Source organism: Duganella vulcania (assembly GCF_009857655.1).
In the GTDB taxonomy this organism is placed as follows: Bacteria; Pseudomonadota; Gammaproteobacteria; order Burkholderiales; family Burkholderiaceae_D; genus Rugamonas; species Rugamonas vulcania.
In genome coordinates this window covers 32149-43203 of record NZ_WWCX01000052.1, presented here as the reverse complement: position 1 = coordinate 43203, position 11055 = coordinate 32149, and the positions used below count along the sequence as shown (strand labels likewise).

At 65.8% G+C, this 11055-nt stretch carries 13 protein-coding genes and 1 pseudogene; 10 read left to right on the top strand and 4 right to left on the bottom strand.

The window, feature by feature from the left end; all coding sequences use genetic code 11:
• Positions 1–435: pseudogene (locus GTP90_RS23050) on the bottom strand (hypothetical protein); the annotation flags it as partial.
• A gap of 48 nt (positions 436–483) precedes the next feature.
• Between GTP90_RS23050 and ybaK the strand changes: the two are divergent.
• From ybaK to GTP90_RS23020, 6 genes are all read left to right on the top strand, one after another.
• Positions 484–975, top strand: a complete 492-nt coding sequence (gene ybaK, locus GTP90_RS23045) for a Cys-tRNA(Pro) deacylase (protein WP_175048189.1) — start codon at positions 484–486, stop codon at positions 973–975.
• A gap of 59 nt (positions 976–1034) precedes the next feature.
• On the top strand, positions 1035–1664 hold the full coding sequence (gene plsY / locus GTP90_RS23040; protein WP_161085735.1) for a glycerol-3-phosphate 1-O-acyltransferase PlsY: 630 nt from the start codon (positions 1035–1037) through the stop codon (positions 1662–1664).
• Positions 1665–1741: 77 nt separating this feature from the next.
• A complete protein-coding gene (locus GTP90_RS23035) occupies positions 1742–2392 on the top strand; it encodes a DsbA family oxidoreductase (protein WP_161085734.1) in 651 nt (216 codons plus the stop codon).
• Between the two features lie 132 nt (positions 2393–2524).
• Entirely contained in the window at positions 2525–3577 is a 1053-nt protein-coding gene (locus tag GTP90_RS23030; RefSeq protein WP_161085733.1) for a GGDEF domain-containing protein, read from the top strand.
• A gap of 24 nt (positions 3578–3601) precedes the next feature.
• Positions 3602–3892, top strand: a complete 291-nt coding sequence (locus GTP90_RS23025) for a DUF427 domain-containing protein (RefSeq protein WP_161085732.1) — start codon at positions 3602–3604, stop codon at positions 3890–3892.
• Positions 3893–3899: 7 nt separating this feature from the next.
• Complete coding sequence (locus tag GTP90_RS23020; protein WP_161085731.1) at positions 3900–5150, top strand: metal-dependent hydrolase; 1251 nt, start codon at positions 3900–3902, stop codon at positions 5148–5150.
• Here the strand turns inward: GTP90_RS23020 and GTP90_RS23015 are convergent.
• On the bottom strand, positions 5147–6007 hold the full coding sequence (locus GTP90_RS23015; RefSeq protein ID WP_161085730.1) for an oxidoreductase: 861 nt from the start codon (positions 6005–6007) through the stop codon (positions 5147–5149). The genes GTP90_RS23020 and GTP90_RS23015 overlap by 4 nt on opposite strands.
• A gap of 107 nt (positions 6008–6114) precedes the next feature.
• On the opposite strand from GTP90_RS23015, the gene GTP90_RS23010 reads away from it, so the two are divergent.
• Positions 6115–7041 carry a LysR family transcriptional regulator gene (locus GTP90_RS23010; protein WP_161085729.1) on the top strand — a complete coding sequence of 309 codons (927 nt, stop codon included), beginning with the start codon at positions 6115–6117 and terminating at the stop codon, positions 7039–7041.
• A 149-nt stretch (positions 7042–7190) separates the two neighbouring features.
• Positions 7191–7370 carry a hypothetical protein gene (locus tag GTP90_RS23005; protein WP_117011958.1) on the top strand — a complete coding sequence of 60 codons (180 nt, stop codon included), beginning with the start codon at positions 7191–7193 and terminating at the stop codon, positions 7368–7370.
• On the opposite strand, the gene tsaD is transcribed toward GTP90_RS23005, so the two are convergent.
• Positions 7367–8407: a tRNA (adenosine(37)-N6)-threonylcarbamoyltransferase complex transferase subunit TsaD gene (gene tsaD / locus GTP90_RS23000; protein WP_161085728.1), complete on the bottom strand. Its 1041-nt coding sequence runs from the start codon at positions 8405–8407 to the stop codon at positions 7367–7369. The genes GTP90_RS23005 and tsaD overlap by 4 nt on opposite strands.
• Before the next feature lie 186 nt (positions 8408–8593).
• Here tsaD and GTP90_RS22995 point away from each other — a divergent pair, with 186 nt between their 5' ends.
• Positions 8594–8893 (top strand): Rieske (2Fe-2S) protein, encoded by a 300-nt coding sequence (locus tag GTP90_RS22995; RefSeq protein ID WP_161085727.1) that lies wholly within the window; start codon positions 8594–8596, stop codon positions 8891–8893.
• A 1-nt stretch (position 8894) separates the two neighbouring features.
• Here the strand turns inward: GTP90_RS22995 and GTP90_RS22990 are convergent, their stop codons facing one another.
• Positions 8895–9953 (bottom strand): 3-deoxy-7-phosphoheptulonate synthase, encoded by a 1059-nt coding sequence (locus GTP90_RS22990; protein ID WP_161085726.1) that lies wholly within the window; start codon positions 9951–9953, stop codon positions 8895–8897.
• Between the two features lie 74 nt (positions 9954–10027).
• Between GTP90_RS22990 and ybiB the strand changes: the two genes are divergently transcribed.
• A complete protein-coding gene (gene ybiB / locus GTP90_RS22985) occupies positions 10028–11020 on the top strand; it encodes a DNA-binding protein YbiB (protein ID WP_161085725.1) in 993 nt (330 codons plus the stop codon).
• The last annotated feature ends 35 nt before the right edge of the window (positions 11021–11055 follow it).

Below are 11055 nucleotides of genomic sequence, written 5' to 3'. Positions count from 1 at the left end.
CCGGCCGACATCAAGCTGACCGTGCTGAACGATGAATCGCTGAAGGTGCAAAGCCAGCTCGACAACGTGAAGGAAACCATCATCGAAGGCGCGGTATTCGGCGGCCGGCGCCGCCAGCGGCAGGCGCGACACCAGCGCCACCTGCGGCACCACGCGCGCGGCGCCGGTCAGCGGATCGGGCGCGGCCTCGAAGCCGGCCAGCGTGGCCTCGCGGTAGCGAACGCTGTGGGCCAGCACGTCGCGCAGCGCCGCCAGCGAGAAGATCTCCTGCAGGCCGATCACGTCGGCGTCCAGTTGGTCAAGCTGCTGCGCGGTCCACAGGACTTTCGCTTGGTACTGGTCCGGCGTCAGCGGCTCCAGATTGTCGTACAATTTCGCCCCAGGCTGGGAAAGATTGCAAACATTGAAAGTGGCAAAGCGAATTTCCTGCTGCATAATAAGAAACTCCCGATCGAACATTACTTCACAAGCAGCGTATCACGCATGGCTAAAAAAGAGCACATCTCCGAAACTCCCGCGACCCAAATGCTGCGCAAGCACAAGGTGGCCTTCAGCGAGCACCCCTACACCTACGAGGAGCACGGCGGCACCACGGTGTCGGCGCGCGAACTGGGCGTGGACGAACACCACGTGGTCAAGACCCTGGTCATGCAGGACGAGGCCGCCAAACCCTTGATTGTGCTGATGCACGGCGATTGCAAGGTCTCGACCAAGAACCTGGCGCGCGGCATCGGCTGCAAGTCCGTCGAGCCGTGCAAGCCGGAGGTGGCCACCCGCCACAGCGGCTACCAGATCGGCGGCACCTCGCCGTTCGGCACCCGCAAGGTGCTGCCGGTGTATGTCGAGGATAGCATCCTTGCGCTGGAAACGATTTATATCAATGGCGGCCGCAGGGGTTATCTGGTTGGCATCGCGCCGCAGGTGCTGGTCGACTTGTTGCAGGCCAGGCCGGTGCACTGCGCGCTGGCCGATTAAGCCTCGGCAGTGTATATTCAGCGGCCCCCAACGGGCGTATGACAACTTTTGAGGAAATAATGAATACAGTTTGGATGACCGTCGCCGCCTATCTGATCGGCTCGATCTCGTTTGCCGTCGTCATGAGCAAGTTGTTCGGCATCGCCGATCCCCGCACCTACGGTTCGAAAAACCCCGGCGCCACCAACGTGTTGCGCAGCGGCAACAAGGGCGCGGCCATCATGACCCTGGTCGGCGACGGCGCCAAGGGCTGGCTGGCGGTGTGGCTGGCGATGCGCTACCAGAACCAGTTGCAGATCGGCGACGCCACCATCGCGCTGGTGGCGATCGCGGTGTTCCTGGGCCACCTGTGGCCGGTATTCTTCCGTTTCGTCGGCGGCAAGGGCGTGGCGACCGCGCTGGGCGTGCTGCTGGGCCTGAATCCGTGGCTGGGCCTGGCCACGCTGGTGACCTGGCTGGCGGTGGCGTTCGCGTTCCGCTACTCGTCGCTGGCCGCGCTGGTGGCGGCGCTGTTCGCGCCGTTCTACTACGGCCTGCTGTTCGGCGTCGAGCCGCAACTGTTTGCCGTGTTCGTCATGAGCGCGCTGTTGGCTTTCCGTCACAGCAAGAATATTTCCAATTTGCTCGCAGGCAAGGAAAGCCGCATCGGCAGCAAGAGCAAAGACGCCGTCAAAGCCAAGAAAAAGTAAGGCCATCCCCGTCCCGGCGCTTGATTTCGCGCCGGGCGTCGCCATATGCTGAAGATTCTGTTTAGCAAAGGCACATCATGAGCACTCCCCTGAAAATCGATTTCGTCTCCGACGTTTCCTGCCCTTGGTGCGCCATCGGCCTCAAGTCGCTGGACCAGGCGCTGGCCAATATCGGCGACGAGGCGGCGGTGAGCCTGCACTTCCAGCCGTTCGAACTGAATCCCAAGATGGCCCCCGAAGGCCAGGACATCGGCGAGCACCTGGCTGAAAAATACGGCTCGACCGCCGCCCAGCAGGAACAGGCGCGCGAGATGATACGCGCGCGCGGCGCCGAAGTCGGCTTCGATTTCGCGATGGGCAAGCGCAGCCGCATCTACAACACCTTCGACGCGCACCGCCTGCTGCACTGGGCCGAGCTGGAGGGCAAGCAGAAGGAGCTGAAGGAAGCGCTGTTCGGCGCCTACTTCACCCAGGGCGAGGATCCGAGCTCGCACGAGGTGCTGCTGCGCGTGGCCGGCGAGGTGGGGCTGGACACCGATGCCGCCGCCGAGGTGCTGCGCACCAACCGCTACGCCGACGAGGTGCGCGAGCGCGAGCAGTTCTTCCAGCGCCACGGCATCAACTCGGTGCCGGCCGTGATCATCAACGAGCGCCACCTGATTTCGGGCGGGCAGCCGGCCGCCGTGTTTGAAAAGGCGCTGCGCGAGATCTTGGCGCAGACGGCCTAAAAAAATCGGCCCGGCGGGGGCAAGTGCTCCCGCCGTCCTTGTTTTGCGATAAACTGGCCGGGTAGCACCATAGCTCGGTCCCGCGTCACGCCGGGTGCCCAAAAAAAGATCGACGTCGCTACAGGGAGGCCTATGCTGGCCGCAGAAAAAGTACACACACTGTCCATCGCCCGTCCGCAGGCCGACCAGTTCCGCCTGGCCGCACTGCACCGTTACCACATCCTCGACACTCCCGCCTGCGAAGACTTCAGCTTCCTCACCGAGCTGGCCGCCAAGGTGTGCGAGGTGCCGTACGCCTTCATCTCGCTGGTGGACGCCGAGCGCGTCTGGATCAAGTCCTGCGCCGGCATGCAGCTGGGCGAGCTGCCGCGCGGCGAGAGCTACTGCTCGCTGGCGGTGCTGGGCGAAGCCGCCACCGAAATCCCCGACCTGACGCAGGACTTCCGCACCGCCCACATGCCGCTGACGGTCAACGCACCGTTCATGCGCATGTACAGCAGCGTGGCGCTGACCTCGTCGGACGGCTTCGCCATCGGCACGCTGTGCGTGATGGACACCAAGCCGGGCGGCCTGAGCGCCGGGCAGCACGCCACGCTGGTCAAGCTGGCGCGCCAGGTGATGGCGCTGATCGAACTGCGCGCCAACCAGAAGACGCTGGAGTCCGCCGTGCGCGAGCTGGAGCAGCTGGCCACCACCGACGAGCTGACCGGCCTGCACAACCGCCGCTCGCTGCTGCACCGCCTGAAGTTCGAGGCCGCGCGCGCCAAGCGCTTCCGCTCGCCGCTGTCGGCGGTGATGATAGACCTCGACCACTTCAAGCGCATCAACGACGAATACGGCCACGCGGTCGGCGACCAGGTGCTGGCCAGCGTCGGCCGCCTGCTGCGCGAGAGCGTGCGCGTGATCGACGTACCGGGCCGCTACGGCGGCGAGGAACTGTGCGTGATCCTGCCGAACACGCCGGTCGAAGGCGCCTGCAAACTCGCCGAAACCCTGCGCGCCAAGATCGAGGCGCAACTGCACTACGCCGGCCCGCGCCTGCTGCCGGTGACGGCCAGCCTGGGCGTGGGCTCGTTCGACCACATGGGCATCGCCGACGCGGAAAGCCTGCTGCGCCAGGCCGACGACTCGCTGTACCGCGCCAAGCACGCCGGCCGCAACCGCGTCGAATGCGGCCCCACCTGACAATCACACCGAAAGGAAGTCTCCATGCCCACCGCCACCTGGAACGGCGTCGTCATCGCGCAGGCGAAGGACGACGAGGTTGAAATCGTCGAGAACAACGTCTACTTCCCGCCGTCCAGCGTCAAGCGGGAATACCTGCAGCCCAGCGCGCACACCACGCGCTGCCCGTGGAAGGGCCTGGCCAGCTACTACAGCCTGAACGTCAACGGCAAGGTCAACGAGAACGCCGCCTGGTACTACCCCGAGCCGTCCGAGAAGGCCGCGCAGATCAAGGACCACGTGGCGTTCTGGCGCGGCGTGGACGTGCAGCGCTAAGAGGTACATGGACAATCTCACCCACAGCATCATCGGCTTCGGCGTTGGAGAACTGGTGCACCGCAGCCTGCCCGTCGAGGCGGATGCGCCGTCGCAGCGGGTGCGGCACCGGCTGTTGCTGGTGTCCTGCGCGCTGGCCAGTAATTTTCCCGATCTCGACCTGGTGCTGAACAAGCTGCTGCCCGATCCGCTGGGCTATCTGCTCAATCATCGCGGCCATACGCACACGGCTTTGCTGTTGTTGCCGCAGGCTTTGCTGCTGGCGGCGCTGCTGTGGTTATGCTGGCCGTCGGCGCGGGTCCTGTTGAAGGCCAGCCGGCCGGCGCGCCTCGGCCTGGCCTTGAGCGTGGGCCTCGGCTTCGCGCTGCACCTGGTGATGGACTTCACCAATTCGTATGGCATCCATCCTTGGTATCCGTTCACCGGCCGCTGGTTCTACGGCGACATGGTGTTCATCGTCGAGCCCTTGTTCTGGGTGGCGATCGGCGTGCCGATGGCGTTGATCATGCGCTGGCGTTCGCTGCGCATGCTCGGCCTGGCCTGTCTGTTCGCGGCGCTGGTGGTGTTCGCCGCCAAGGGCTATCTGGGCTGGACGTCGTTCGCGGCGCTGCTGGCGATTGCATGCGCCTGCGGCGCGGCGCAGTGGCGCGCCGGCGCGCAAGGCCGGGCGGGCCTGGTGCTGGCGCTGGCCGTCTGCGCCGGTTTCATCGCGGTGCAGGGCGTGGCTTCGCATTATGGGCGCGAGCAGATCAGCGCCGCGCTGCTGAAGGCCGATCCCGGCGTGCGCGTGATGGATGTGGCGATGACCGCGTTTCCGTCGCAGCCTTGGTGCTGGTCGTACGCCAGCCTGGAAGCCAATGAGAAGCAGGGCTACTACCGCCTGCGGCGCGGCGTGGCCAGCCTGGCGCCGACGTGGCTGGCGCCGATGGCTTGTCCGGCGGGCTTGGTCGGATCGCCGGCCACGGTGCTGGCCTTGTCGCCGGGCGTGCAGCAATTCGGCACCGTGTTGGCCAGCCTGCCGGCGCTGCGCATGCTGAAGGCCGAGAACTGTCAAGTCGACGCCTGGCTGCGCTTCGCGCGCATGCCGGCGCTGATGCTGTCGACCGGCGAGTTGGCCGACTACCGCTTCGCCACCACGCCGCGCGGGAACTTCACCACGCTGCATGCCACGCAGGCCGTGCAGTGTCCCGAGGGCGTGCCGGCGTGGGGCTATCCGCGCGAGGACTTGCTGTCGCTGCACCCGCCGGGCAAGCTTTAAGCCGCTTTTTGCAGCGTATCGAAATCGGTCGATACCGCCAGCTCCAGCCACTGCGCCATCTCGGCTTCAACCGACAGGTTCTTGGCGCGCACGCGTTGCACCGTGTCCGAGCCCAGTTGCAGGCGCACCGGCGGCTGCGCGCTGTCGGCCAGTTGCAGCAGGGCGCCGGCCAGCTTGGCCGGATCGCCCGGCTGCTGGTGATTGACGCCGGCCGCGAACTCGCGCATCGCGCCGACAGTGGCCGCATAGGCATCGATGCGGTCATGCGTGGTGGCCAGCGACGAGGCGTCGAGGAAGTCGGTGCGGAAGAAGCCCGGCTCCACCACCGTCACATGGATGCCCAGCGGCGCCAATTCCGTCGCCAGCGCCTCGCTCAAGCCCTCGACCGCGAACTTGGTCGAGCTGTACAAGCCCCAGCCGGGAAACGCCGTGTAGCCGCCCACCGACGAGATGTTAATCACGTGGCCGCTGCCTTGCTTGCGCAGCGCCGGCAGCGCGGCGCGGGTGACGTTGAGCAGGCCGAAGACGTTGGTGTCGTACAGCGCGCGCACTTCCTCGGCGTTGGCTTCCTCCACCGCGCCCAGCAGGCCGTAGCCGGCGTTGTTGACCAGCACGTCGATGCGGCCGAAGCGCGCCAGCGCCTGCTGGACCGCGGTGACGGCTTGCGCCTCCAACCTGACGTCCAGCCGCAGCGCCAGCAGGTTGGGATGGTCGCCCAGCGCGGCGGTCACGGTGCGCGGATCGCGGGCGGTGGCGACCACGAAGTCGCCGCGCGCCAGCGCCTGTTGCGCCGTCAGCACGCCGAAGCCGCGCGAGGCGCCGGTGATGAACCATACTTTTTGTGCAGTGCCAGTCATGATCGTTTCCTTTGGATGGGTGAGTTGATAGCGTGCAGTGTAGGCGGGGGCGACCTGCTACACTAGCCATGGCAAAGCTGTTTGATTATCATCTTTTGGTTGTAAATATGGATAAAGCCCGAGTCCTCAGTTTGTTCATCGCCGTGGTGCGCGCCAAGAGCTTCAGCCAGGCGGCCGTGGATGCCGGCCTGACGCCGCAAGCGGTCAGCAAGGCGGTGCGGCAGCTGGAGGTGCACCTGGGCGTGCGCCTGTTCCACCGCACCACGCGCAGCCTGAGCCTGACGGAGGAGGGCGCCCGCCTGTTCGAGCTGGCCAACCCCGGCCTGCGCCTGCTGGACGAGGCGCTGGACCAGATCCAGAACAGCCGCCTGGAAGTCGACGGCCTGATCCGCATGGTGGCGCCGATGTCGATCGGCACCACGGTCATCATCCCGCTGCTGCCGGAGTTCCAGCGGCGCCATCCCGGCGCGCATTTCGACGTGCAGCTGGACGACCATTTCACCGACCTGGTGGAGAACAAGATCGACGTCGGCTTTCGCGCCGGCAGCCCGCCCGAGCGCAACCTGGTGTCGCGCAAGCTGGGCGAGATCCTGCTGCTGCCCTGCGCCACGCCCGGCTATCTGGCCGAGCACGGCACGCCGCAGACGGTGGACGAGCTGCGGGAGCACCGCTGCACCGGTTTCCGCCGTCCCAGCACCGGCCGTTTGATGCCCTGGGAGTTGCAGGTGGATGGCGCGACGGTCTATCAGGAAATGCCGGCGGTGGCCAGCTTTAACACCGTGGAAGGGGAGTTGACGGCGGTGCGCAGCGGCCTGGGCATCGGGCAGCTGCCGGTGTTCATGATCGAGGCCGAGCTGGCCAGCGGCGCGCTGGTGCCGCTGCTGCCGCACACGGCCACCTCCAACAGCGGCGTGTTCATGTACTACCAGCAGCGCACCCTGATGCCGCTGCGGGTGCGGCACTTCATCGACTTCATCGCGGAACGGGTGCCGCAATTGCTGGCGGCGCAGGGGCGCGCGCTGAAACCCGCCTAGCCGGCCACTTGCCCAGCCGTATCGTGTCGTATGTTTGCCACAAAAAGGCCTAGAATCAAGTCGTATAGTCTACTTTTGACTTAGATGGTTGGCACGACAATTGCATTGCCCTCCAGAAAGGAACATGATCGACACACATGGAGGCTGTTATGAATACCGCAACTGAAAATAAATCAAACAACACAGTGGCCCACGAATCGTCGTCGGATGAACATCGCCTGCGTAGCGAGCGCATCGCCGCGCGCGGCGTGCACCTGGGCCAGGGCAAGCTGAAATACCTGCTGGCGCTGGCCGGCCTGGCCGTGCTGGCCTCGGTGGCGTTTGCCTAGACGACCTTGATGTCGTCCAGCGGCCAGCGCGGGCGCACGTTGAACGAGTAATCCTTTTTTGCCGCGTCCGGGTTGATCATCAAGCGCATGGCCCCGGCGAAGGCGATCATCGCGCCGTTGTCCGTGCAGAATTCCAGTTCGGGATAGTAGACCTTGAACTTCTTCTTGGCCGCCGCCGCGTTCAGCGACTCCCGCAGCTGCGAGTTGGCGCCCACGCCACCCGCGATCACCAACCGCTTCAGGCCGGTGTGCTTGAGCGCGGACACGCACTTCGCGGTCAGCACGTCGACGATGGCGTCAACGAAGCCGCGCGCGATGTCGGCCTTGTCCTGCTCGCAGATATTCGCGATGACTTTTTCCTCGTGGTTCTTCACCACCGTCAGCACCGCCGTCTTCAGGCCGGAGAAGCTGAAATTGAAATCCTTGGTATGCAGCATGGGGCGCGGCAGTTTGTAGGCGGTCGGATCGCCGAACTCGGCCAGGCGCGAAATCGCCGGCCCGCCCGGATAGCCCAGGCCCAGCAGCTTGGCCGACTTGTCGAAGGCTTCGCCGGCCGCGTCGTCCAGCGTTTCGCCCAGCAGCGTGTACTGGCCGACGCCGTCCACCCGCATCAGCTGGGTGTGGCCGCCCGAGACCAGTAGCGCGATGAAGGGGAACTCCGGCGGCTGCGACGCCAGCAGCGGCGACAGCAGATGGCCTTCCAGGTGGTGCACGCCCAGCACCGGCTTGTCCAGCGCCAGGCCCAGGCTGCACGCCACGGACGAGCCTACCAGCAGCGCGCCGGCCAGGCCGGGGCCTTGCGTGTAGGCGATGGCGTCGATGTCGGCCAGCGTCTTGCCGGCGCCTTCCAGGGTCTGCGTCAGCAGCGGAATGGCGCGGCGGATGTGGTCGCGCGAGGCCAGTTCCGGCACCACGCCGCCGTACTCCTCATGCATCGCCACCTGCGAATACAGGGCGTGGGACAGCAGGCCGTGTTGCGTGTCGTACAGCGCAAGGCCGGTTTCGTCACAGGAGGATTCGACGCCGAGAACGATCATGGAGGGAGCACAAATGAAAAGAGGAATCCGCCATTGTAATGGAAAGTGCGTGCAAGCATGCACCACGGCGGCTCCGGGCCGCACTGGCGGAGTGCGGAATTTTGCCATTCGGTCAGGAGTTGGCGCGGTTTTCGTGGCACCGCTTTTGCTTAGACAACCGGGGTGAGTTGACTAGGGAGGCGGGCGATGTCTGGACGATGGAAACTGATTTGCAAACTCAAGGATGTGCCCGTCACCGGCGCGCGCCTGGTGCCACGCGGCCTGGCCTGGCAGGATTTGCCGGGGGTGGCGCTGTTCCGTATCGGCGAGGAAGAGGTGCAGGCGGTGCTGGAGTCGGACGAGCCGGAGCCGCGCCGCTACTCCGTCAAGGTGGAGGACTGCAGGGTGTATCTGGACCTGGATGAGCTGAGCGCCCCGGCCAGCCAGGCCGAGGCGGCGCTGGCGGGGGCGTTCGGCGTGGCCACCAGGGTGATGGCCTTCGGCTAGCTTATGGACGTTGCTTCAGCTGCTTGTGCGCATCGCGCAGCATCTGTTCGGTGGTTTCCCAGTCGATGCAGCCGTCTGTGACCGAGCAGCCGTACTTCAGCTGGGTCAGGTCGGCCGGAATCTTCTGGTTGCCGCCGACGATGTTGGACTCGATCATCACGCCCACCAGCGACTGGTTGCCCTGCACGATCTGGTGGATGACATCGGCCATCACCAGCGGTTGCAGCTCAGGCTTCTTGTAGCTGTTCGCGTGCGAGCAATCCACCACCAGGTTGGCCGGCAGCTTGGCCTTGGCCAGCGCCTGCTCGGCGATCGCGATCGACACCGAGTCGTAGTTCGGACGGCCGTCGCCGCCGCGCAGCACCACATGGCCGTAGCCGTTGCCGCGCGTGCGCACGATCGCCACGTTGCCCTGCGCGTTGATGCCCAGGAAGGAGTGCGGATGCGCCGACGACAGGATGGCGTTGATGGCGATGCTGATGTCGCCGTCGGTGCCGTTCTTGAAGCCGACCGGGGTCGACAGGCCGGACGACATCTCTCGGTGGGTCTGCGATTCGGTGGTGCGGGCGCCGATGGCGGTCCAGGCGATCAGGTCGCCCAGGTATTGCGGCGAGATCGGGTCGAGCGCCTCGGTGGCGGTCGGCAGGCCCAGCTCGCACACGTCCAGCAGGAACTGGCGCGCCTTCTCCATGCCGACGTTGACGCGGAAGGAGTCGTCCATGTCCGGGTCGTTGATATAGCCCTTCCAGCCGGTGGTGGTGCGGGGCTTTTCGAAATACACGCGCATCACCAGCAGCATGGTGTCGGCCACTTCGGCCTGCAGGGCCTTCAGGCGGCGTGCGTAGTCCAGGCCGGCCACCGGGTCGTGGATCGAGCAGGGGCCGACTACCACGAACAGGCGCTTGTCCTTGCGGTCGATGATGTTGCGCAGGGCCTCGCGGCCCTTCATCACGGTGTCCGAGGCGCTGTCGGTCAGCGGCAGCTTGCTGTGCAAGGCTTCCGGCGACGGCATCGGCGCGAACGAGGTGACGTTGATGTTTTCGATATCTGGGGAGATCATGATTCTCTACGTATATTTATTGCGGGGGAGGGATAGTGTAGCCGAAATGCGGCGGACTGGTTTAAGCTGACGTTATGACCACACCAACCATCATTGAACCATTCCCGGCCGCACGTTTCATCAAAGAAATAGGCCGCGGCAAAAACGGCGCCCGCAGCATGACCCGCGACGACGCCCACGACCTGTACGCCGCCATGCTGGACGGCCGCGTTTCCGAACTGGAGCTGGGCGGCATTTTGCTGGCCATGCGCATCAAGGGCGAATCGGTGGAGGAGATCGCCGGCTTCCTCGACGCGACCGAGGCTTCCTTTGAACCGCTCAGCGCGCCGCCGGGCCAGTTCGCGCCGGTGTGCGTCCCGACCTACAACGGCGCCCGCAAGATGGCCAACCTGACGCCGCTGCTGGCTTTGCTCCTGGCGCGCGAGGGCGTGCCGGTGCTGGTGCATGGCGTGGCGCACGACGCCGGCCGGGTCGCCACGGCCGAGGTGTTCGAGGCGCTGGGCGTGCCGGCCGCGCGCCATCGCGCCGAGGCAGAAGAGGCCATGTCGCAGGGGCATCCGGCCTTCATCACCATCGACGTGCTGGCGCCCAAGCTGGCCTATCTGCTGTCGCTGCGGCGCCGGCTGGGCGTGCGCAACTCCACCCACACGCTGGTCAAGATCATGCAGCCGTTCGCCGGACCGGCGCTGCGGCTGGTGTCGTACACGCACCCCGAGTACCTGGAAATGCTGGGCGAATACTTCACCACGGCGGCCCTGCCGGAGCGCGGCGACGCCTTCCTGATGCGCGGCACCGAGGGCGAGACCGTGGCCAACGCCAACAAGGCGCAGCAGATCGACTGGTTCCACGGCGGCCTGCGCACGACGCTGGTGCCCAAGCAGACACTGGTGGGCGAACTGCCGCTGCTGCCGGAGGACAAGGGCGCGGCCACCACGGCGGCCTGGATCCGCTCGGTGCTGGACGGCGAGGTGCCGGTGCCGCCGTCGATCGTCGAGCAGGTGGCGCAGTGCCTGCTGGTGTCGCGCACGCTGCAGTCGCGCCAGCGGGTGAGCGAGCCGATCGAGTAAGCAAGCAGATGAGCAAGCGGAGCCTTCAAGTACAA